The sequence below is a fragment of the Moritella sp. JT01 genome (assembly GCF_001574435.1).
In the GTDB taxonomy this organism is placed as follows: Bacteria; Pseudomonadota; Gammaproteobacteria; order Enterobacterales; family Moritellaceae; genus Moritella.
Genome location: NZ_LOCN01000013.1, coordinates 33,400 through 57,491, shown reverse-complemented (window position 1 = coordinate 57,491; position 24,092 = coordinate 33,400). Strand labels below are relative to the sequence as shown.

The following is a 24,092-nucleotide window of genomic DNA, read 5'->3' as shown; positions in this document are numbered from 1 at the left end:
GCAATAATGACTTACATCACCGCCCTAAAGGACAGTGTTTTTCGTCAAAGGTGATAAAATGAGACCAAATACATTATAGATCATCAAGATATTTCATCACCATTTTGCTCGCCTCTTCCATAGCGAGTAAATGTTCAATTGCCCGTTTTTTATCACCGTTAGATATTAAAACTAAAGCAGCAACTCCGTTTTTATGTACTTCTCGATGTGGTTCATCTAGCTTTCTAAACGCTGATGTATTGCCATAAATTTCAGCTCCCACACTTTGATACCATTTACCTAATCGGCACATAGTATGATCTGTAAAGTCATCAATTGACTTATTACTAACACCCGATGCAACGGCATAAACCTCCCCCTTCCAAACAATATGATCTAATTTCACAGTCTGAATAAAAGTGCGTAATGAGGCATGGTTAATTGTTTGGTTCATTGAAGTGCAGTGGCTCACAATCGAAGTATAATCATCATTTAATTTCTCGACACCACCTGATAATTGGCTATTACTATTTTGGATATCATTTACTGAACCGACTGTCTCAGACGTCGATTCAATAATGCCATCCACCAATTCAGCCACCTCGTTTGCAGATGAATTAGTATTGTTGGCTAATGCTCTAACTTCATCTGCGACAACACTAAATCCTCTTCCAGCATCGCCAGCGCGCGCAGCTTCTATGGCAGCATTCAGTGCAAGTAAATTAGTTTGGTCCGAAATCTTTGAGATTGTCGAAACGAAAGTACTTATACTCGCGGCCATTTTTGACAGTCCAGAAATATTATCCGTCATCCCCCTCATTTTATGGGTTAAGCCTTGCATTTCAGAAACAATATGCTTTAAAGAATGACTTGAAACATCAAGTAACTCTTTAATATTGTCACTCGATTGATTTTCTAACTCAATTGCTTGATATGAAGATAATACGGTTTCTCTAACCCCTTCGACATGGTTGATACACTCAATCGTACATTTCAGAAGCATATGTTTAAATTCGATATCAGGATTATTCAATGCTTTATCCAACTGCTCAGATAGCTCTTGGTTTTTTAATTCCAAATTTCTATTTTGCAATTTTAAATCATTAACTTGATCCTTCAAATCCCCATTTTTTTGAAACAGAAAACTATATTTTGATTGTAAAACAAACATCTGACCCCATAAAATATATCGAAAAAACATAAAGATACCACTTTATATATATACACTTATAGTGAAATAAACAATTAAACATCAACAAAGAGGTGTTTATCACAATTATATAACATACATATAGCCGTCATCGAAGAAGCTTATATTGTCAGTTTTATTGGAGGGGGATTGGGGATGTGAATGAAGGGAAAGTAGCGTAAATGTTTGATTCTGCTAAAAATAACAAAGCCCCAACTAACGTTGAGGCTTTGTTATTTTAATTAAAATCTAACTTTAATATTAGCTCCAGCGTAAGTACTATCAAACTTATCATTAAACCCTGCAGTATAGAAAGCACCAACGCCAACATTTTTGGTCACATAATATGATATCTTTGTTGTCACGAGTGTTGTTATTAATGAATACGAAGAAGAATCAGATATAATCACTTGTGTCAGGCCTTCAAATTTATCGGTAAAACCATACCTGAGCCCAAGATGAGCACCTATGTCATAATTATCATAGCTATAATCAGTATCTGTATCTGTATCTGTATCACCACCTTCTAACGCTAACCAATCAAACTCAACTTCACCACCAAGTACAACGTCGACTTTTTCAGCCAGTGAGATTCGATATAATAACCCCATGTTTAAGCTTATAATTTTTGATACATCATTTATTTCTTCACCTGAAAATGAATACTTCATTATCACTTTTTCATTCAGCATTAATTCACTACCGATAGAAATAACTTTCATATTATCCTTATTGCCATCGGATTTATAAGTTTTATAGCCGACTTCGACTTCTGCGAAGTTATAATTAACAGGTGTATTGTAAGCCCTATAATCAAGATTTAAATCTGCATTAGCAACATTTGAAACTAATAATGCACTTAAGAATAATATCTTTTTCATAGAGTCCTGCTTGATGTTATGTATATTTATAAGTTAGATACGTTAGCGAATAAATTGAAGAAGTTAAACTACCACCAAATGGTATTAAAGACAATGAATCACATTTAAATCAATCGTATAGAAACTTAATAACTAACTACGACAAAATAACGCGACGACCTTCCGCATTAATAAACCCATCGAATTACGCATACCAATTCCAAAGGACAGAAGCTCTATTTTTATAGAAAAGGCCGCTAGTTGATTAAAATACTCATAATACAAAAAGCGACAAGTTTATTGATAACACCTAGCAACAAGAGTAAGGTAGTTTCACTTGAAACAATGACGAAAGGCCAAGCGAAATGTAAAGCGAATGTTTTAACCGTATAAAATAAGTAAAACGAGCAATTATAAAATGGATAACAATCAATACGGAAGATAAAAAACAGTCAATTGCATGTAATTAAAACTTTATGACACAGGCAAACCTATGAGTGACAAAGAAAGTAAAATCATAGACTTAAAAGCAAAACTGAAAGAGCATAATACATCGAAAGATGGCTTAACAAATAAAGAGGCCACAGAACGCCTCGCAAAGTTTGGTCGAAATGCGATTGAAGAAAAAGAAGAAAGTCGTTGGAAAATTTTACTTGCCGGATTTTGGGGGCCAATTCCTTGGATGGTTGAAGCGGCTGCTATCTTATCTGCTGTGATTCAACATTGGTCCGATTTCGCTATTATTTCATTTATGCTACTTCTTAATGTATTTATTGAGTTCATGCAGCACGGTAAAGCACAAAGTGCGCTGGCTGCATTAAAAAATTCAATGGCTTTAGAATCACGTGTAATGCGAGACGGGAAATGGGTAGACATCGAAGCCGCAGAACTTGTTCCTGGTGATATAGTTCAAATCGAAAACGGTGATATTATCCCTGCCGATTTGATCACATTAGAAGGCCAATACGTTAGTGTAGACCAAGCAGCATTAACAGGTGAATCGCTTCCTGTAATGCGACACCCTGGCGAAGAAATTTACGCCGGTACTATTGTAAAGCAAGGTAGTATGGTATGTATCGTTGATAAAACTGGCGGTAATACATTCTTTGGTAAAACAGCAACACTCGTTAGCTCTGCAGGTAACGAATCACACTTCCAAAACTCTGTAATGACGATTGGTAAGTTCCTCATTTATGGTTCTTTAATTCTTGCTGCTACAATCATCTTCAAAGAATTAGTAATAAGTAATAAATCACCGCTTGATGTAATAGAGATGGTATTAATTCTTATCGTGGCTTCAATTCCGGTTGCGATGCCAGCTGTATTATCGGTAACAATGGCCCTCGGTGCATTTATGCTATCGAAGAAAAAAGCGATTGTAACTAAGCTATCAGCTATTGAAGAAATGGCTTCTGTGGATATTCTTTGTTCTGATAAAACAGGTACATTAACGCTTAATGAATTAACATTAACATCGCCGGTATTATATGATGCTAAAAGCGAGTCAGAACTGACTTTAATTGCTTCTCAAGCGTGTAACTTTAACAGTTCAGACGCAATTGAAAACGTCATCATGGATGCGGTCGGTAAAGAAGAAATAGCTAAAATTAAACAGCTTGATTTTACGCCTTTTGATCCAACAAGAAAACGTACTGAAGCACTTATCGATTCTGACGGGGGTCAATACAGAGTACTAAAAGGGGCACCACAAATCATCATCGATTTATGTGACATGTCCGATGAAGAACGTACTGAAGCATTAGGCAATGTAGACGAGCTAGCAAGTCGTGGGTTACGCGGTCTAGGTGTGGCTCGCAGTTACCCTGAAAACCCAGATAAACTTGTATTAGTCGGTATACTTTCGTTATACGATCCACCGCGTCATGATACAAAGCACACCGTTGATGAAGCCCGTGCTCGTGGTATCGATGTTCGAATGGTCACTGGTGATGACTTGGCTATTGGTAAAGAAATTTCAAGACAACTCGATCTTAGTACTAATATGCTCGCTGCTTCAGACCTTTTCCATGGTGGATTATCTGAAGACGAAATTAATGAAAAAATCGAAAATGCAGGTGGCTTTGCACGTGTTTTCCCTGAACATAAATACGAGATTGTAAAACGTCTACAAGATATGGGTCACGTTGTTGCAATGACGGGGGATGGTGTCAATGATGCGCCAGCATTAAAACAAGCAGATATCGGTATCGCTGTTGACGGTGCTACTGATGCCGCACGTGGTGCAGCGGATTTAATCTTAACCTTACCTGGTTTGTCCGTTATTATTGATGCTGTAGAAGAATCTAGAAAAATATTCCAAAAAATTATCTCTTACGTGAAATACCGCGTCGCGATGACAATTAACATCATGTTGTTCGTGACACTGTCTATATTGTTCTTGGATTTCTCACCACTGAGCGCTGTAATGATTGTATTACTTGCTTTGTTTGATGATCTTCCTATCATGACAATTGCCTATGATAACGCAGGTGTCGAGCGCTTCCCCGTAAAATGGAATCTCAAGCGTGTTCTCACATTATCGTCAATTCTTGGTGTTGTATCTGTTGCTCAAAACTTTGGACTAATGGCTATTGCACAACAATTATATTCAACTTCAGCTCCTATTCAAACAATGTTGTTCTTACAACTCGTTATCGCTGGTCACCTACTACTATTCGTTGTTCGCAGTAAAAACCACTTCTGGGCTAAACCTCGTCCAGCAAAACCGCTACTAATTGCAATTTTTGGTACACAGATCCTTGCAATTATCATCGCTAAAGTGGGCTTCCTAATGGCACCAATAAGCTGGGAAGCAATTGGTATTGTTATTGTCTACGGTATTGTATGGATGTTTATTCTTGATATATTCAAAGCCGCATTTGAAAAAGCAGCTGACAAAAAAGAGAAACATGCAGTTTATACTGAAGGTCTAAACGTACCACGTAAAGAAGTATCAATTAACTAAATTAGACACAGTTAATTCACTCTACATCGAGTTAATAGACTTATATTAACTCGATGATCTACTTTAATTGCTGCCATTTAAACAGACACCATCACTACAACACCCTATGGCATAGACACTTCCCACAATAACCAATGACGAAACAATCACGCTGTAGCCTTCACTATTAATACATGTACCAGCACAGCTTAAAGTTCAAGCTACTTCTTAAACCAAAACATGCGTTTCAGTGTGCTGTCTTTATCAATATAATGATGTTTCAATGCCCCTACGACATGCATAACAATAGCAAAAATAATTATCGGCATTAAGGTACTATGTATATAGAGACCTATATTCACAACACTTTCATTTAACACCATCGGATTTTCAGTTACCGGATCAATACTGGCTGCAATCAACTCCAACCCAAAAACAGATAAACCATGACCACCGCCTACTGACATCATCAAACCTGATATAGGAAAGAGTAGTGTTGAGATAATCAAAACCCAATGAATCACCTTTGCTGCAATATGTTCAATCGCCTTGCCTCCAGCAACCTCTGATGGCCAACCCTCCCTAATACGCCAAACGATACGGATCGAGGCAAGAAATAAAACTAAAAAACCCAACGATTTATGAATATTATACAAAGGGTACGCTTTATTTTCGGTCATATAGATGCCAACTATGATCAATCCAATCATGGCAACAGCAATAATTATATGCAATGAACGAGTTACGGTTGATAGTTCTTGATCTGGTTTCATCTGCTTAATTCTCTCTCTTAAATTTACACCGCAAGATTACAAATTAATCTGGTTAAACTAGGGTTAAAAAAGCGAAGCAAGAGCATAACAAGCTAAAATTAATCTTAGTCGATATATTTGCTATAGGATAGTTAAGCTAGATTATAACAATGGTATTCACGATTCGAAGGTTAAGTGTATGGGGCGATTTTAGGACTAAGTTTAGGAATATGACGTAAGGAAAGACAGCTTAACTTGTTTTAGAAATAAATAGGATTGTGCCAGATACAACAAAGCCCCAACTTTCGTTGAGGCTCTATTACTTAAATATGGTGCCCGAGGGCGGACTTGAACCGCCACTCCTTTCGGAAGAGGATTTTGAATCCACCGCGTCTACCGATTTCACCACTCGGGCATAGGTCAACATTATACATAGCAAACGATGCCAAGCAAGCCGTTTTTCATGATCGTAAATCAACTGTTCAAAATTAAAGCAAAGCGCTGTATTAAGTCATGATTCTATACGCCAACAAACACTCAACATCTTAAATATCAGCACAGTTAGCTTTGCACTATGGCTATTGATATCCACCAGCACTAACTATTTAGCACGACTAAGACTCACTTTTTTTGCTACACTGTTTCCACTTTCGAGATAACCCTGAAGACATGGCTGGATTCATAATGGCGAAGAAAAACAAACTCAGAAAACCAAAACACACACCTAAAATTGAAACAGGTGAAACCGCATCCATTGCCACTTTTGGCCCGCGTATTGGTGCGCTTGTGTATGACGCACTTATTGTTCTTGGTATCGCGGCGATTGCCAGTGCAATAGGACTTGGTATTGCAGAAGCATTAATTGCATCGGGCATCGTCGATATTGCCGGCCGTTATGTTGATAGCGCCGCGTATGCAGGCAGCCAAATTTGGTTTGCGATATTAGTATGGGGTTCAATAGCAGGATTCTATTTATGGTTTTGGACGCACGGCGGTCAAACAGTTGGCATGCGCGCGTGGCGTTTACGCGTACAAAATGCCGATGGCAGCGCAATTAGCTTAACGCAAGCCCTTATTCGTCTCGCGACCGCTGCATGTGGTTTAGGTAACTTACAAGTACCGTTTGATATGAAAAACCGTGCCTTTCAAGATCACTGGTCAAACTGTAATGTATTACGTTTAAGTAAAGAGCAAAACGGTTCATTACTGCGTTATGCAGACAAGCTAAAACAGAAAAAATAATCGATGCTTAGTGCCTAACGCTAAGGTGATAAACCGAAACAAAAATGGCAACCAATTGGTTGCCATTTTTACATCCATCCCTAAAGATAGTCTATCTAAAGTAAAATCGTCACGTTAACCATGTTTCCTTAACTGCACAATCGCAATCAAGGTAAAGATGGCACTGGGGACAACCGCCCCAAGAAACGGAGGTAACGAATACACCAAACTAATCGGGCCAAAAGTTTCACTGGCGAGGTAGAAAGTAAAACCAGCAACCACCCCCATCAAAATACGCGCGCCCATGGTTACCGTTCGCAATGGTCCAAATACAAACGACAAAGCCAATAAAACCATGACACCAATCGATATCGGCTGGAATATTTTACGCCAGAAGGCTAACTCATAACTTCCCGAATCCTGCTTATTACTGTCCAAATAAGTCATATAAGAGTACAAGCCTGATATTGATAAATCCTCAGGATCAATCGTTACCACATCTAACTTTTCTGGTGTCAGCGTAGAATCCCAACGCAATTTAGACTGTGTTGTCACCGTAATACTGTCACTGTTGAAGTGCGTGATTCGTATTCCAGTTAACTCCCAGTGCTTGTCTGTATAAATTGCTTTACGCGCCTGGGTCGTTTTAACTAAACGCTGATTTTCTGAAAATTCATAAATCGTTACATCATGTAATTCACTGCCGTTATTCACTTTACCGATATTAATAAAGTTTTCTTTATCCTTTGCCCAGACCCCTTTTTGAGCCCGAATAATAGATTGACCAGAGATAGACTCAGCACGAAGCTGAATCGCTTTTTGTTCTGTATAAGGCGCGACGTACTCTCCCATAAACATAACGACTGCCATCATAGGGATCGCCGTTTTCATTGCGGATAACACAATTTTGAAACGCGACTGCCCAGCAGCTTGAATGACCACTAACTCAGAAGAACTTGCGAGTGCGCCCAAACCAATCAGCGCACCTAATAACGCAGCCATCGGAAAGAAAATTGTAATTTCGCGGGGCATTTTCAGCATCACAAACAATAACGCCTCAAGTAAACCATACGAACCACGACCGACGGATCTTAATTGTTCTACATATTTGATCACCGCAGATAAACCGACTAGGGTAAACAAGCAGATCATAGTGGCAAATAAAATAGCCTTACCAATATAGATGTCTAAAATTTTAATCACTGTTCTTACCTCGAGAAAAACGAACTTTCATCTTCTGCACTGCATGGTGATACCAAGAGTAATTAGCGAGGTTAAACCAAATAGCCAAACTCAGCACCCCGAGGTGCACGATCCAAAAACCAAACGCTAGCGGTAATTTTTCATCTAAAATAGATGAATGTGCGGCACTCAATAGCATGAAATAAGTTAGAAACAATAATAACGCAGGGAATAGTTTCGCATAACGACCTTGACGCGGATTCACCCTCGCCAGCGGTACTACTAATAACGTCAGTAAAGGAATAGCGACAACTTGGGCAATACGCCACTGTAGTTCCACTTTGTGTTCAAATTCAGTCGAATTCCATAACTCAGACGTAGGTAATGCCTTGGTTTTACGGCCACGCTCACTGACGTCTTGTTGCTGAATAAATACCCGGTACTCACTAAAATCAACAATACGGAAATCACGTTGTGAAAATTCACCTTCATAACGCAGACCTTGGCTTAACTTCAACCATTGAGAGCCATTGTCGTCAGACTCCACGTTGCCTTTATCTGCCAACACAATAGAAGGACGCTCTCCCTCCTGCGAAGGGGATTTAGCAATAAATATCTTACGCATCGATTTATCACTATCATAAGACTCAACATAGACCACCGCGAGACCACCATTAAGCGACTCAAAGCGCCCTTGTTTCAGTGTCGCTAAACCGACATCCGCGTCTACATTTTCTAATAATTGAACACGGCCTTCTTCCGCTATTGGTGCATAAATGAACGCGTTAAAAACCACCAGACCAATTGTCACCGATGACACTAACAATGACGACATTAATATCCGGCTCGGGGTATACCCACAGGCCGTTAAGATCACCATTTCACTTTCGGCGTACAATCGCCCATGTGCAAACAAAATACCAATGAATAAACTCACGGGTAAAATTAATGTGCCTAACGTTGGCATGGTATACAACAACATCTCTATCACTAAATTAGCAGGTAAAGCCCCTGTCATTACCTTTGAGAGCAGTGCAACAAACTGCTGGCTCACAAAGATAAGTGATAAGATGAATAAAACAGCAATTTGTGATTTCACTGTCTCAGCAAATAAATATCGGAAAATTATCACTTAAAACCTATATTAGACTAATGTTTTGTATGAAATGCAGCTCATAATTAGGTAAACTCAGCTACAAATGCAGTTTAAATAGTTAACTGCACACCCATTTTATCTGAAAATGTTAGTTTTTAATTAACTAAATACGTATAACCCCCTATTATGTTATAAATATTTGATTTTGTCTTTAGGAAACCGGAGAGTCCATGGAGTTCAATGTAAAAAGTGGTAGCCCTGAGAAACAACGCAGCGCTTGTGTTGTTGTCGGAGTATTTGAACCACGTCGTTTATCACCTGCAGCAGAACAACTAGATAAGATTAGTGACGGCTATTTAAGTTCCCTACTACGTCGCGGTGATATCGAGGGTAAACCAGGTCAAGTATTATTGCTTCATCATGTGCCAAATGTACTTAGCGAACGTGTATTATTAGTTGGCTGTGGTAAAGAACGTGAATTAGATGAGCGTCAGTACAAGCAAATCATCACCAAAACAATGAATACCTTGAACGAAACTGGTTCTATGGAAGCAGTTTGTTTCTTACCAGAACTCAATGTTAAAGGCCGCGATACCTACTGGAAGATTCGTTTTGCTGTTGAAACAGCTCGCGAAAGTCGCTACCGTTTCGATCAGCTAAAAAGCAATAAAGAAGAAACACGTCGTCCATTACGCAAAATGGTATTCAATGTTACTTCGCGTCGTGATTTACCAACAAGTGAAAAAGCCATTGCTCACGGTTTAGCTGTAGCCAGTGGTATGCGTCTATGTAAAGACGTAGCAAACATGCCACCAAACATCTGTAATCCCGTTTACCTTGCTAATCAAGCACGCCAACTTTCTGATGAAAGTGACAAGATCACAACACAGATCTTAGGTGAGCCTGAAATGAAAGAGTTAAAAATGGACTCTTACCTTGCTGTATCACAAGGTTCAGCGAATGAAGCTAAGATGTCGATTATTAATTATAAAGGTAATCCAGATCCTGACGCAAAACCGATTGTACTGATTGGTAAAGGTCTGACATTCGATTCAGGTGGTATTTCATTAAAACCAGGCTTAGGTATGGACGAAATGAAATATGATATGGGTGGTGCTGCAGGCGTACTTGGTACCATGAAGTCACTCGCTAAACTAAATTTACCACTTAACGTTATCGGTATTCTGGCCGGTTGTGAAAACATGCCGGGTAGCAATGCTTACCGCCCAGGTGACATCCTTACTACCATGTCAGGACAAACCGTTGAAGTACTTAATACCGATGCTGAAGGCCGTTTAGTATTATGTGACGTATTAACCTATGTTGAACGTTTTGATCCAGAGCTTGTTATTGACGTCGCTACCTTAACGGGTGCGTGTGTTGTTGCACTTGGTCATCACATCACAGGTTTACTATCTACGCATAACCCACTGGCACATGAATTATTAAATGCGTCGGATCAAGCCGCAGATAAAGCATGGCGTTTACCAATTACTGACGACTTCCAAGAACAAATTGAAAGTCCATTTGCTGATTTAGCGAACATTGGTGGCCCTGCTGGCGGTACGATCACAGCAGCCTGTTTCTTATCACGCTTTACTAAAAAGTATAACTGGGCGCATTTAGACATCGCCGGTACTGCTTGGGTAAGTGGCAAAAACAAAGGGTCTACAGGTCGTCCTGTACCAATGTTAACGCAGTTCTTACTTAACCGTACAGAACGAAATGAAGTGCAGCAAGCTGACGAAGCTTAATTAATTTCATATCATCAATATCCAAAGGGTCGCTGTAGCGGCCTTTTTTATTTCACTACTGATCTAAAACCCCACCTTATTAATCAACTTTAGTATGAAAAAATACTGAATTAAAGGTTTCTAAAATGGTTGTCATATAAAGTTAGCGTATGGTAATAAATACATAAAAAGTATAACGATTTATACTAATGCCATTAATAAGGATATTAAGGTTACATCATGATAAACATCGCTAGTATTTATGAGAAAATGGACAATTACCACTTCGATTTTGACTATTATCTTAATACCCATATGCCAATGTCGATTGAGATATTATCAAACGCAGAAGGATTTAAAGGCGTAAAAGTGGAACGCGGTATCGATATATCTAACACTATCGACTCAACTTATGTCGCGATGTGCTATTACTATTTCGATACCTTAGAAAATTTCATGGCCGCTTTTATTCCTCACGCCGAAGAACTACAAGGTGACGTGAGAAATTACACTAATATCGAACCAACAATTCAGATCAATGAGGTTGAAATAACCCTTTAACGTCTCCCTCAACACAAGGAACAGACTTGGTTTAGTATTAATTCCCGTAAATAACACAAAACACAGTATTCCCGCCGACAACTCTATTTTTCATCACTATCCTTTGTGATACTATGTGCTGTTATATTTATAATTGGTAAATGACTCAGTCATTGGCGCAAAACTACAGATGAAAAAAGTCACTTTTTATATCATGCAAGACCCCAAGAATGACGTTGAGGCGAGTATGCCCCGACATCATGAACTTGCCTGTAAACTGGCTGGTGAGTTTTATCAGCAAGGACAACGCGTCTATATTTACACCAACGATGAATCGGCAGCCAACCAGGTTGACGAATACCTTTGGCAATTAGATGCGAGCAGTTTTGTACCACATAATTTACAAGGTGAAGGTCCACGTAATGGCGCGCCCGTTGAAATCGGTTTTCAACCACCTCGCCATCGCTATCAGGTACTAATCAACCTACACGACCAGACACCGCAATTTGCAGTCAACTTTAATCAGATTATCGATTTTGTACCGCATCCAGACGAGCTAAAACAACAAGCTCGAGAGCGTTACAAACATTATCGTCAAACAGGGTTACAACTGTTAACTGTGAACGCCGAATAATCAATCAACCATTGAGAATTAGAAAGCAGACCTATGGAAAAAATATACAATCCCCAAGCCATTGAGCAAGCGCTTTACCAAAACTGGGAAGAGCAAGGTTACTTCAAGCCAAACGGCGATCTAACTAAAGATGCATACAGCATCATGATCCCACCGCCAAATGTCACTGGTAGCCTGCACATGGGTCATGCCTTCCAACAAACAATCATGGATGCGTTAACGCGTTATAAACGTATGCAAGGTAACAATACGTTATGGCAGGTGGGTACCGATCACGCCGGTATCGCAACGCAAATGGTTGTTGAACGTAAGATTGCTGCTGAAGAAGGTAAAACACGCCACGATTATGGCCGTGATGCTTTCATCGAAAAAATCTGGGATTGGAAAAACGAGTCAGGCGGTACAATCACTCGCCAAATGCGTCGTTTAGGCACATCGGTAGATTGGGATCGTGAACGTTTTACAATGGATGACGGTCTGTCTGAAGCAGTAAAAGAAGTATTCGTACGTTTATTTAAAGAAGACCTTATTTACCGCGGCAAACGCCTGGTGAACTGGGATCCAAAATTCCACACTGCAATCTCTGATCTTGAAGTTGAGAGTAAAGAAAAACAAGGCAGCATGTGGTACTTCCGCTACCCACTAGCAGATGGCGCAACAACTGCTGACGGTAAAGATTACATCATTGTAGCAACCACACGTCCAGAAACGATGCTAGGTGACTCTGCTGTTGCAGTACACCCGAAAGACGAACGCTACCAAGCGCTTGTAGGTAAAGAAATTATTCTGCCTATCGTTGGTCGTCGCATCAAGATCGTGGCTGATGATTACGCTGATATGGAAAAAGGTTCTGGTTGTGTGAAGATCACACCAGCGCATGACTTTAACGATTACGAAGTTGGTAAGCGTAACAACCTAGTGATGTTCAACATCCTAACTGAAAACGCTGATATCCGTGAAGAAGCGGAAATCATCAACTCAGACGGCACAGAAAACACCGAACTAACTTTCGTGATCCCTGCTGAATACCAAGGCCTGGAACGTTTTGCTGCACGTAAAGCTATCGTGGCTAAGTTTGAAGAACTTGGTTTATTAGACAAAATTGAACCACATACTCTGCAAGTACCTTACGGTGATCGTAGTGGCGTGGTAATTGAGCCACTACTAACAGACCAATGGTATGTAAGTGTTGGTCCAATGGCGAAAGTAGCCACTGACGCAGTAAAAGACGGCGAAATCCAATTCGTACCAAAACAATACGAAAACATGTACTTCTCGTGGATGAACGACGTACAAGACTGGTGTATCTCGCGTCAACTTTGGTGGGGACATCGTATTCCAGCTTGGTACGACAACGAAGGTAATGTATTCGTCGGTCGTGATGAAGCTGAAGTACGTGCAGAAAACGATTTTGGTCCTGAAGTCGAATTACGTCAGGACAATGATGTGCTTGATACTTGGTTCTCATCTGCGCTTTGGACATTCTCAACGCAAGGCTGGCCACAGCAAACGCAAGATCTTAAAGTGTTCCACCCAAGTGATGTTCTGGTAACGGGTTTCGACATCATCTTCTTCTGGGTTGCACGTATGATCATGATGACTATGCACTTCATCAAAGATGAAAACGGCAAACCACAAGTACCATTCAAAACGGTTTATGTGACTGGTTTAGTACGTGATGAAGCTGGCGATAAAATGTCAAAATCAAAAGGTAACGTACTTGATCCACTCGACATGATCGACGGTATCGACCTTGAGTCGCTAGTTAAAAAGCGTACTGGCAACATGATGCAGCCAAAACTTGCGCAGAAGATCGAAAAAGCCACGCGTAAAGAATTTGAAGGTGGTATCGAAGCTCATGGTACTGACGCACTACGTTTCACATTAGCAGCAATGGCATCAACTGGTCGTGACATTAACTGGGACATGAAACGTCTTGATGGTTACCGTAACTTCTGTAACAAACTATGGAACGCAAGCCGTTACGTATTAATGAACACAGAAGAACATGATTGTGGCCAAAATGGCGGCGACATGGAATTCAGCCTAGCTGATCGTTGGATCCAAGGTCAATTCCAAGAAACCATCAAAACATACCGTGAAGCAATTGATACTTACCGTCTCGATCTTGCTGCAAACATTGCTTACGAATTCACTTGGAACCAATTCTGTGATTGGTACTTAGAATTGACTAAACCCGTATTCGCACACGGCACAGAAGCACAACTGCGTGCTACGCGTCATACGCTAGTAACAATTCTAGAAGAGTTACAACGTTTAATGCACCCAATCATGCCATTCATCACTGAAGAGATCTGGCAGCGTGTTGCACCACTTGCAGGTAAGCACACTGAAGGCGCAACAATCATGCTACAGGCATTCCCTGAATATGATGCGGCTAAAGTTGATGCACAATCAATGCAAGATCTAGAATGGGTTAAACAATTCATTATCGCTATCCGTAACATCCGTGGCGAAATGGACATCAGCCCAAGCAAGCCAATCTCAATTTTGCTTAAAAATGTAGGCACTGAAGAACAACGTCGCCTAGACGAAAACCAACAGTTCCTTAGCTCACTAGCAAAACTAGAAGCAATCACATTACTTAGCGAAAATGAAGAAGCACCAATCTCAGCAACATCACTATTAGGCAACATGGAAATCTTAATTCCAATGGCTGGTCTAATCGATAAAGATGCTGAAATTGCGCGTATCAACAAGCAAATGGAAAAAGTACAAAAAGACTTAGACCGTGTTGCAGGCAAACTAAACAACGAAAAATTCGTTGGTAAAGCGCCAGAAGCTGTTATCGCGAAAGAACGTGAGAAACAAGCTGAATTTGAAAATACGATTGCTAAATTTAAAGCACAAAAAGCACGAATTGAATCGATCTAATCGTTAATATCGTACTTACCTACAAAGGGAAGGTTGAACACTCAGCCTTCCCTTTATTATTTTTAGATTCCGCTAAATACTAAATCAACGTCACAATTACCTATACCTTTCCCGCAAAAACATTTCCATCCCTCGACATACAATGTAACATCTTTGTTAATAACAGTGAGTTATGGTTATGGAAGACAACATCGCTTAACTATAAATGTCGACACCAAGGAATGGAGTGATAGATTATGGGCAACAAGGATCCGCTGAATCACGTATTAATTGCCGCTATTCAGCATTTACCCATAGGTATATTCTGGAAAGACATACATGGCCAATATCTCGGCTGCAATAAGCACTGCCTAGAGTTATTCGATCTGCCTTCTGAACAATTTATTATTGGGAAAACAGACGCTCAGCTAAAACCTGCATTCAAAGAAAAAAAACTCCCCAACGACGAACTCTATCAAACCGACCAGCAAGCGTTAAAATACGGCCGTAGTGTCATTGCAAAAAAAATGACAATGGAAACCATATACGGCGATGGTCAATATGAAATAACCAAGATCCCCCTTAACAACAAAGCAGGTAAAATCACTGGCTTACTTGGCATCGCCGTGGATGTCTCCAGTAAATTTCGCTCCGAGCAGAAGCTACAAGAAAAAACCGCATTACTTAATTCTATTTTTGATGCCCTGCCTGATTTTGTCATATATAAAGACATGCAAGGACGAGTGGTCGAATGCAACCGTGCAGCGCTTAAGTTGGCCAACAAGAAAAAAGCAGATGTGATTGGTAAAACCATTGAACAATTATTACCTGAAACAACAGCTAAAATAAGTATCAGTTATGATAGCCAGCTTAAATCAAATTATAAAAGTGCCAACTACAAGATGGAATTCACGCTCGAAGGCCGAGACGTATACGTGGATGTACATAAGCACCCAGTCATTAAGAATAATGAATTAGTCGGGACGGTCAGTATATCTCGCGACCTTAAAGAACGCCGTATAACCTTACAAAAAATTGATGCATTAACAAAACACGACCAACTAACAAACCTATTAAATCGCACCACATTCCTGAAAAAACTTGATAAAATAAAACCCGATTCTAAGTGGGGTATACTACTCATCGATATCAAAAAGATGGGGTATATAAACAGCCATCATGGTACCGACATTGGGGATCAAGTACTTTTTTATGTCGGCGAGGCCATTAAAAAAATAGCACCTGAACATGCTCACTTAGCGCGAATTCAAGGTGATCGCTTTTCGATTCTCAGTGACCAAGTCAGTTCCTCTCAACAACTTGATGATTTATGTAATACATTAACGAATAAGCTTAACAAAAAAATTGCGATTCAAGGACATGTGATTGATCTGGCTATTTGTATTGGCGCAGCCAATTACCCCGATAGTATTCAAAATACCAAACAACTGCTGACTTGCAGTGAACAAGCCTTACAGCGTTCACGTAAACACCCTGAACAGAGCTACAGTTTGTTTGATCCCGTCTTAGAAGCGCATGCCGACGCAGAAAGACGACTGACAGAAGACTTAAAATACGCCATACAAAAGAAGAATATCGACTTATATTACCAACCCATTATTGATAGTAAAACGAAAGTAGTATTGGGTGTTGAAGCGCTTTCGCGTTGGCATCATCCTGAACAAGGGCTGATAATGCCGATTAAATTCATTGCACTTGCCGAAAAAAACAACTTAATTGGACAGCTTGGTGAGCTCGTATTAGAAAAAGCCTGTCAACAATTGGCCCAATGGCGCGCCCACGATATCGATATCTTTATGGCGGTCAACTTGTCACCGATTCAATTTAACGACCCACAACTGATCAATAAAATTAAACACTGTATCGACTATTACCAGATACCAGCACACAGACTCGAAATAGAAGTCACTGAAAGCGCCTTAATGGAATCAAACAAGACCGCAGACCAAATGCTAGAAGAATTAATAAAACTTGGCGTGCGTCTTTCTATTGATGATTTTGGTACAGGTTATTGTTCATTGTCTTATCTAAAAAATATGCCAGCACATAAAATAAAAATAGATAAATCCTTCATCGATGAATTAGAAATCGATAAAACGACAACAGCAATAACACGCTCTGTGATCAGTTTGGCAAGAGAATTAAACATTACAGTAACAGCAGAAGGGATCGAAGAACAATCACAAATGGAATGGCTACAAGCACAACAATGTGATCAACTTCAGGGGTATTTATTTAGTCGCCCGTTACCGAGCGACACATTTTGTCTATGGTACAAAAAACATCATGCCACACACAATAATATGACTTATCTACAACACACAGACACAACGCTGTCTATGCCAGTACTATGATGTAAATACTATGATGCGTCGTCTTCGAAGTGAGTACCCCAACCATCATAAGTAACATCTTGTTCGATAGACATTTTAAGTAGTGCTTCGATATCACGGGTAATTGTATCGATATCAAGTTCAGTTTCAACAATACAATCGAATGCGAATACTGTTTGTCCGTCTTCAAGTTCAACTTCTTCTGGATCTGATACATCGTAGCCCAGTTTAAATGCTGCAATAGCGGCTTTTTCTAACTGTGCAAAATCATCCCCAGCAAAGTGATGCTCAATTGAATACACAGCATCAGGATCACTGCCATCTTCTAATAAGTTATCAATGATCTCTTCAGCTTCTACTTTCAGCTCGGCAAATTCTTTTTCAAAATCCACTAGGTTAATCTCTTTAGTTATGATGTATGAAAGAATACTCTGGTTTTAATATTCATGCCATTAAATTATACCCAAAAAAAATGCTAAACATAGGGCTACATAACACGGCAGCACTAAAGTAAAGGTCATAATGCCGTGGATAAATACTGGTAATAGCGTAGCTTGAGAGTATTATTAGAACTCTTTATATCTGTGACGGCACTTAAGTAAAACAATATTGTCTATACCTCAGATTTATATTGTTTCACATTATCCAAATACAGACATAAATGATTTGGTGTGTTGCATAATGTATTAGAGTAAGAGTAATTGTGATAAAAAAACGCATTGAAATCCCAAACCATCAAGCAGAGTTAGCACTTTTTTCACGCAGAACGGCAGCTTCTTTTGTTATGATACTGCTAATGACTGCTGCTCTCTTAGCCAATTTATACCATTTACAAGTATCTGGTTATCAAAGATATATTGGTCGCGCGAATAACAACCGAATTAAGATCGTGCCAATAGCGCCCAACAGAGGGCTAATTTACGATCGTAACGGTGTGCTGTTAGCGAAGAATGTGCCTATTTATTCTCTTGAAATCATACCTGAAAAAATAAAGGATATAGAACCGACCTTAATTAAATTAAAAAATCTGCTTGGGTTGAGTGATAACGATATCATCGAATTTAAACAATCGATGAAGCAAACAAGGCACTTTAAATCCATTACGTTTGCAGGTCAGTTAACAGAAAAACAAGTGGCAATGTTTACCGTTCATCAACATCAATATCCTGGCGTGTTCGTTGATGCTTTTCTTGAACGCTATTACCCGTATAGAGAAAATTTAACGCATATTTTGGGCTACGTAGCAAAAATTAATGATCGGGATATAAACCGATTAAAGCAACAACATAAATATAAGCAGTATAAAGCGACGAGAACGATCGGTAAATTGGGTATTGAACGGTCTTATGAAGATATTCTTCATGGTCAATCAGGCTTTGCTAAAGTCGAAGTTAATAGCCAAGGCAGAGTAATACGGACATTAGAGACAGTACCGCCAATTCCGGGTAAAGATATAAAACTGAATATTGATATTAACCTGCAGCTATATGCAAATAAATTACTTACCGAGAAAAAGATTGACCCAGCAACAGGAAAACTAATTCTGAAGCATAAACGTGGTGCCTTAGTGGTATTAGATCCGAGAGATGATTCAATTCTCGCGATGGTATCAAGTCCAAGCTATGATCCAAATTGGTTTGTTCATGGTATTTCATCTGCAAGGTATAAAGCCCTGTTATCTGACCCCGATAAACCTTTATTCAATCGCGTTACTTTAGGCGCTTACTCGCCCGGTTCTACTGCTAAACCTATGATTGCAGCAGCAGCCTTAACCGAAGGGGTAATTACACCAAATACAACAAGAAATGACTCAGGTTGGTGGCGGATCCCCAATACGAAGAGTCGAAAGTGGCGTGATGATGTGCGCAGGGGGTTTGGTGAGGTTGATATTTACAAAGCGATAGAGAAATCGGTGAACACCTACTTTTACCCAATCGCCTTTGACATGGGCATTGACCGATTATCGGTCTGGATGAATAAATTTGGCTATGGGCTACCCTCAGGGATTGATATTAAAGAAGATAGCCGCGCGAATATGCCGACCAGAGAATGGAAACGTGCTCATTACCATCAATCTTGGTATCAAGGCGATACTATCCCGATTGGCATTGGGCAAGGCTATTGGACGGCAACACCATTACAAATTGCCAAAGCGACATCCGTTATAGCCAATAAAGGCTTGGTACATAGACCCCATATCGTCAGAAGTATTATTGAAAACGATGTTGAAACCGATATTGTATTCAATGATTTTTCTAAAATGGACAGTGTAAAACAAGAAACATGGAATATTGTGCAAGAAGGGATGCGACGTGTACTTGTGACAGGTACCGGTCGGCGAGCGTTTAGTCATATTTCATATGACGCAGCGGGAAAATCAGGTACAAGTCAGGTATTTGGTCTTGCTCATGGAGAGAATTATAATGCAGAGGAATTAACGGAACGTTTGAGAGACCATGCATTATTTACTGCATTTGCGCCACTAAAATCACCTAGAGTATTAGTTACCGCGGTTTTAGAAAATGGCGGCTGGGGAAGACATGCTGCGCCAATGGTCAGAAAGATAATGGATTATGTGTTAATTAAACCGACACTGGATCCGCAATCTACACTTGGGCATAAAACAAGTTGAATAAAAAAACCTCCGTATTAAGCGGAGGTTTTATCGTAAAAATATGCCAAACCGATAATTTAGCAATACACTAATATTACGGTGTAAAGACCACTTTTACTGAGTCATCGACTTCTGACGAATCGATATAAGCAATTGCATTAGCACGTGATGCCACTTGGCTTTTGATCAGTGCTGATGAGCCAATTGTCTTCGGCGGCTTGCCTTTACCAGTAAATATTAAACGTGACCAATAAGCTTGTAACTGTGAATCACTCTTACCTGTAACACTGGCGTGAAATTCACCGCGGATAAAACTACCTGTCGCTTGCTCAATCACTTCAGCTTTTGCGCCGTTTGGTAATTTTTTCGACTTACCTAAATATAATTTAGATACTTGTGATTTCGATAACGAGTCAGGACCAGTTGGGTTAGCAATAACCACAACACCCGCTTGTGCTACGCCAGATATCAATGCTGCTGTTAAGGCAACTTTAGCTAATAATTTCATCAAAGTTCTCCTTAAAATACTGCATCAAATGATACGGTGTAAACGATAGTGTCTTCATGATTATCAATACTATGAGGTAATGCACCATCAGTATCACCAAAATCAGTTGCATAAGTCACATCTAATTTTAACGCTAAGTTCGAGTTGATGTCGTAACGGCTACCTACGCTGTAAGTCGTGCGTTCCCAATTAAGGGCTGTTTCAGCATGAACGTCTCCTTCCCTATCTTCATTGTCCGTTGTTTTCAAGAACGAATAATTAACATAAGGGGTAAACGCATCAATGCGATAACCTAATGTGATATAAGCTGATTCGGTATCCGAGTAACCGCCTTCTACTTTAGATAGCGTATATTCAGAAATTGCTAACAATGAACCGTTATCATAGCTAATCCCAACACCCGCAAATTGCGCTTTCTCATCTTCAAAGCTTTGTAATGAACTTAAAGAACCAACATTAGGTGTTGATGGATCACCATCATGATCAACAGGTTTTATTAACCCGGATTTCAACTCACTTTGGAAATAAGTACCACGGAATACCCACTCTTCATAAGAAAGCGTCGCAGAAAAACCGATCGTATTATCAAACTTAACATCCACACCTAATGGGTTATGCTCAGCATCATCGGTATCATGACCATAACTCGCTTGTAATGATAAACTTGCATCACCTAGGTCAGTATCATAAATAATATCGATACCGTCATACGAGCTTACTGGAACAATTGAGTAAACATCAGCCGGTGGATTAGCCCAAGGTTGTGCATAGCCTACTTCTAGGTAATCTGAATACATGTACAGTGGCACACGTAAACGACCGATACGCGTAGTGAAACCGTTATCAAATTCATGGCTTAAAAAAGCCCATTCCATCTCAGGTGTCCAATCATCAGCTCCGCGCGAAACAAGTTGGCCCACAATTTTAGTTTGCTCTGTTAGCGAAAACGTACCTTGTAAACCAAGCTTACTGCCTAACGAGAAATTAGGATCCGAAGTGTAACCTTCTACACCAGGACGGTTACCGTAACCCGCATCATTATTCGCAACACCCATTTGGCCAGTGAAGAAACCATTAATAGACATGCGGTCAGATAACGAATCATAAGTACTCGCCTCTTGTAAGATCGCAAGTTCTTGTTCGAGCTGGGCAAGACGCTGTGCATCCGTTGTTGCCGCAATCGCAAATTGCGAAGCACAGGCAACGGCCAGCGGTAGCATTATAAATGCTTTTTTCATCAAAACACTCCTTGTATTAAACATTTCATCCATATGGAATTTATCAGCAAGTCGCCGTAAAACATATAAACTTACTATTAATCAATTCATTAGTATGACGGGATTGTTGATGGTTATCGAGTTTACTTGCGTGATATAGATCACACAGAGACAAGTTGTGATGAAATCATCAGTATTTAAGTTGAACTTATTGCAATTTACTTCTAAGGGCTACCATTTAACCTACTGATTTTAAATACCACCAACGCGATAACCAACAAGTTGATAACAATCATGCTATCAAAATACAGAATCAGATAAAAAAATACCGCGCATAAAGCACGGCATGTTAAAAATACAAAGCATTAAATCAAGACGTTAAAGCTTGAATAACACTTTAACAGAACCATCAACGTCAGCTTCGTCAATATAACCAATCGCCGCAGAATTCGCTGCAACCTGATTTTTGATTAATGATGCCGAACCTAATATTTTAGGCGGTTTGCCTTTGCCAGTAAAAATAAGACGCGACCAATACGCTTGTAACTGAGACTCACTCTTTCCTGTTATCGCAGCATGAAACGCTTGACGTTCTGCACTGCCATTAGCGCGCTCGAACACTTTAACTTTCTCACCACTCGGTAACCTTTTAGACTTACCTAAATACAGCTTAGAAACCTGTGATTTAGATAATGTATCCGGACCTGACGGATTAACAATAACAACCAATCCAGCTTGTGCAACACCCGAAAATAACGCTGTCGTAAGTACGATTTTAGCTAAAAATTTCACTTTTACTTTCCTTAAAATACAGCGTCAAAAGAAACGGTATAAACGATAGTGTCGTCGAATTCTTGCGTATTCGCATACGTTTTAGAATCAATGTTTGATGTTAACGCACCGCTCGTATCACCAAAATCATCCGCATAGGTTACATCTAGTTTTAACGCTAAATTAGCGCTAATATCATAACGTGTACCTGCACTATAAGTCGTACGCTGCCAATTAAGTAACGCCATATCAGGAGGACTTCCTGCACGCTTCTCATCATCCGTGGTTTTCAAATAAGAATAACTCACATACGGAGTGAAAGCCTCAATGCGATAACCTAGTGTAATATAAGCAGACTCAGTGTCCGCATACGCACCTTCTACTTTTGATATGGTATATTCTGAAATAGCAATTAACGAACCGTTATCATAGCTAATACCGGCACCAATAAACTGAGCTTTATCCTTTTCGAATGCACCAAGTAAAGGCAATCCTGTATCTTTCGAATTTAAATCGGTTTGGAAATAAGTCCCGCGAAATACCCACTCTTCATAACTTAATGTTGCAGATAGACCGGCAATATCGCTAAAATCAACATCAGTACCCACTGAGTTATCTTCGCCCGATGAACTGTCATTACCGTAACTTGCTTGCAGCGCCAGTGTCGCTTCACCCACATCGCGTTGATACGTAACATCAACGCCATTAAATGAGGTAATAGGTGCAATGGTATAAACATCAGCAGGAGGTGTTGCCCAAGGTTGTGCATAGCCCACTTCTAAAAAGTCAGAATACATATATAGCGGTAAACGTAAGCGACCCACACGCGCCAAGAAACCGTTATCAAAATCGTGACTTAAAAAAGCCCATTCCATTTCAGGTGTCCAACCATCTGAGCCACGACCAACAATTTGAGCGACGACTTGAGTTTGATCTGAAATCGCAAATGTACCTTGCAGACCCAATTTACTACCGTCGCCAAAGTTTGGGTTAGTAGTGGCATGTTCAAAACCAGCATCATTATTAGCGGCAACCATTTTACCGGTAAAGAAGCCATTAATAGACATACGATCGCCTAATGAATCATACTCATTTTGTTCTTGTAACATCGCAAGCTCTTGTTCAACTTGCGCTAGGCGCTCTGCATCCGTTGCTGCATGAGCAAATTGCGTTGCACAAACTACAGCCAGTGGTAACAACGTAAATACTTTTTTCATCCATCTATCCTAGGTATATAACGAATATAAATGACTTACTCACCTCATAATAAAAATATATAAAGATGAATATAGCCATTCCAAACAATAACTTATACTAAGATAACAGAGGTCACAGGTGAGGTGACACCCGCTTACAAAAATGTTGTATAATTACTCTAAACATACGCTATACGCATATAAAACAAACAAGGAAGTTAACGGGGTAGCACTAGATAAGTCGAGTAATTGAACGCGACGTAGTTACTCTGCCGAGGTATAGGTTGAGAATAGCGCTGCTGAAATACAAGCAGCTAAAGATAGTGTTGCGGTGGTGTTCTGTAATAGGGTTGATCTAACTGTTTTTGATAAAATGTTTGATCCATCAATAGCAATTTGCTTGCTCATAAAATTTCTCTCCTTAGAAA

The 24,092-nt window shown here is 39.8% G+C and carries 19 protein-coding genes and 1 tRNA gene; 8 read left to right on the top strand and 12 right to left on the bottom strand.

What is annotated here, in order from left to right; genetic code table 11:
- Window positions 1–73: 73 nt before the first annotated feature.
- The gene (locus AKG98_RS12440) at window positions 74–1,150 is read right to left on the bottom strand and encodes a methyl-accepting chemotaxis protein (RefSeq protein ID WP_067046183.1); all 1,077 of its coding nucleotides are present in this window, start codon (window positions 1,148–1,150) and stop codon (window positions 74–76) included.
- 260 nt (window positions 1,151–1,410) lie between these two features.
- The gene (locus tag AKG98_RS12435) at window positions 1,411–2,049 is read right to left on the bottom strand and encodes a hypothetical protein (RefSeq protein ID WP_067046173.1); all 639 of its coding nucleotides are present in this window, start codon (window positions 2,047–2,049) and stop codon (window positions 1,411–1,413) included.
- Window positions 2,050–2,521: 472 nt separating this feature from the next.
- On the opposite strand from AKG98_RS12435, the gene AKG98_RS12430 reads away from it, so the two are divergent.
- Window positions 2,522–4,993, top strand: coding sequence for a plasma-membrane proton-efflux P-type ATPase (locus AKG98_RS12430; RefSeq protein WP_083543959.1), 2,472 nt, complete (start codon window positions 2,522–2,524; stop codon window positions 4,991–4,993).
- Window positions 4,994–5,193: 200 nt separating this feature from the next.
- Here the strand turns inward: AKG98_RS12430 and AKG98_RS12425 are convergent, their stop codons facing one another.
- Together AKG98_RS12425 and AKG98_RS12420 are read right to left on the bottom strand one after the other, a co-directional pair.
- Window positions 5,194–5,745 carry a cytochrome b gene (locus AKG98_RS12425; protein ID WP_067046171.1) on the bottom strand — a complete coding sequence of 184 codons (552 nt, stop codon included), beginning with the start codon at window positions 5,743–5,745 and terminating at the stop codon, window positions 5,194–5,196.
- Between the two features lie 309 nt (window positions 5,746–6,054).
- A tRNA-Leu gene (locus tag AKG98_RS12420) sits at window positions 6,055–6,139 on the bottom strand.
- A 269-nt stretch (window positions 6,140–6,408) separates the two neighbouring features.
- Between AKG98_RS12420 and AKG98_RS12415 the strand changes: the two genes are divergently transcribed.
- On the top strand, window positions 6,409–6,966 hold the full coding sequence (locus AKG98_RS12415; protein WP_067046169.1) for an RDD family protein: 558 nt from the start codon (window positions 6,409–6,411) through the stop codon (window positions 6,964–6,966).
- Between the two features lie 114 nt (window positions 6,967–7,080).
- On the opposite strand, the gene lptG is transcribed toward AKG98_RS12415, so the two are convergent.
- Both lptG and lptF read right to left on the bottom strand, forming a co-directional pair.
- Window positions 7,081–8,148 carry an LPS export ABC transporter permease LptG gene (lptG, locus tag AKG98_RS12410; protein WP_083543958.1) on the bottom strand — a complete coding sequence of 356 codons (1,068 nt, stop codon included), beginning with the start codon at window positions 8,146–8,148 and terminating at the stop codon, window positions 7,081–7,083.
- On the bottom strand, window positions 8,141–9,259 hold the full coding sequence (gene lptF, locus AKG98_RS12405) for an LPS export ABC transporter permease LptF (protein ID WP_067046166.1): 1,119 nt from the start codon (window positions 9,257–9,259) through the stop codon (window positions 8,141–8,143). The genes lptG and lptF overlap by 8 nt, the downstream gene beginning before the upstream one ends.
- A 194-nt stretch (window positions 9,260–9,453) precedes the next feature.
- Between lptF and pepA the strand changes: the two genes are divergently transcribed.
- From pepA to AKG98_RS12380, 5 genes are all read left to right on the top strand, one after another.
- Window positions 9,454–10,977, top strand: a complete 1,524-nt coding sequence (pepA, locus tag AKG98_RS12400; RefSeq protein WP_067046165.1) for a leucyl aminopeptidase — start codon at window positions 9,454–9,456, stop codon at window positions 10,975–10,977.
- Window positions 10,978–11,196: 219 nt separating this feature from the next.
- Window positions 11,197–11,517, top strand: coding sequence for an EthD family reductase (locus AKG98_RS12395; protein WP_067046164.1), 321 nt, complete (start codon window positions 11,197–11,199; stop codon window positions 11,515–11,517).
- Between the two features lie 169 nt (window positions 11,518–11,686).
- Complete coding sequence (locus AKG98_RS12390) at window positions 11,687–12,130, top strand: DNA polymerase III subunit chi (protein WP_067046163.1); 444 nt, start codon at window positions 11,687–11,689, stop codon at window positions 12,128–12,130.
- Between the two features lie 33 nt (window positions 12,131–12,163).
- Window positions 12,164–15,025, top strand: a complete 2,862-nt coding sequence (locus tag AKG98_RS12385) for a valine--tRNA ligase (protein ID WP_067046161.1) — start codon at window positions 12,164–12,166, stop codon at window positions 15,023–15,025.
- A gap of 236 nt (window positions 15,026–15,261) precedes the next feature.
- On the top strand, window positions 15,262–17,379 hold the full coding sequence (locus AKG98_RS12380; protein WP_067046159.1) for a GGDEF domain-containing phosphodiesterase: 2,118 nt from the start codon (window positions 15,262–15,264) through the stop codon (window positions 17,377–17,379).
- Between the two features lie 8 nt (window positions 17,380–17,387).
- Here the strand turns inward: AKG98_RS12380 and rraB are convergent, their stop codons facing one another.
- Window positions 17,388–17,750: a ribonuclease E inhibitor RraB gene (rraB, locus tag AKG98_RS12375; protein ID WP_067046157.1), complete on the bottom strand. Its 363-nt coding sequence runs from the start codon at window positions 17,748–17,750 to the stop codon at window positions 17,388–17,390.
- Between the two features lie 311 nt (window positions 17,751–18,061).
- Here rraB and mrdA point away from each other — a divergent pair, with 311 nt between their 5' ends.
- Window positions 18,062–19,990 carry a penicillin-binding protein 2 gene (gene mrdA / locus AKG98_RS12370; RefSeq protein ID WP_369814926.1) on the top strand — a complete coding sequence of 643 codons (1,929 nt, stop codon included), beginning with the start codon at window positions 18,062–18,064 and terminating at the stop codon, window positions 19,988–19,990.
- A gap of 76 nt (window positions 19,991–20,066) precedes the next feature.
- Here mrdA and AKG98_RS12365 read toward each other — a convergent pair whose 3' ends face one another.
- The 5 genes from AKG98_RS12365 to AKG98_RS22250 form a co-directional block, all read right to left on the bottom strand.
- The gene (locus AKG98_RS12365) at window positions 20,067–20,480 is read right to left on the bottom strand and encodes a phosphate ABC transporter substrate-binding protein (protein WP_067046153.1); all 414 of its coding nucleotides are present in this window, start codon (window positions 20,478–20,480) and stop codon (window positions 20,067–20,069) included.
- 11 nt (window positions 20,481–20,491) lie between these two features.
- The gene (locus AKG98_RS12360) at window positions 20,492–21,718 is read right to left on the bottom strand and encodes a porin (RefSeq protein ID WP_067046151.1); all 1,227 of its coding nucleotides are present in this window, start codon (window positions 21,716–21,718) and stop codon (window positions 20,492–20,494) included.
- A 357-nt stretch (window positions 21,719–22,075) separates the two neighbouring features.
- Window positions 22,076–22,489 (bottom strand): substrate-binding domain-containing protein, encoded by a 414-nt coding sequence (locus AKG98_RS12355; RefSeq protein WP_067046149.1) that lies wholly within the window; start codon window positions 22,487–22,489, stop codon window positions 22,076–22,078.
- A gap of 11 nt (window positions 22,490–22,500) precedes the next feature.
- A complete protein-coding gene (locus tag AKG98_RS12350) occupies window positions 22,501–23,685 on the bottom strand; it encodes a porin (protein WP_067046147.1) in 1,185 nt (394 codons plus the stop codon).
- A gap of 243 nt (window positions 23,686–23,928) precedes the next feature.
- The gene (locus AKG98_RS22250; protein WP_157534124.1) at window positions 23,929–24,072 is read right to left on the bottom strand and encodes a hypothetical protein; all 144 of its coding nucleotides are present in this window, start codon (window positions 24,070–24,072) and stop codon (window positions 23,929–23,931) included.
- Window positions 24,073–24,092 lie beyond the last annotated feature (20 nt).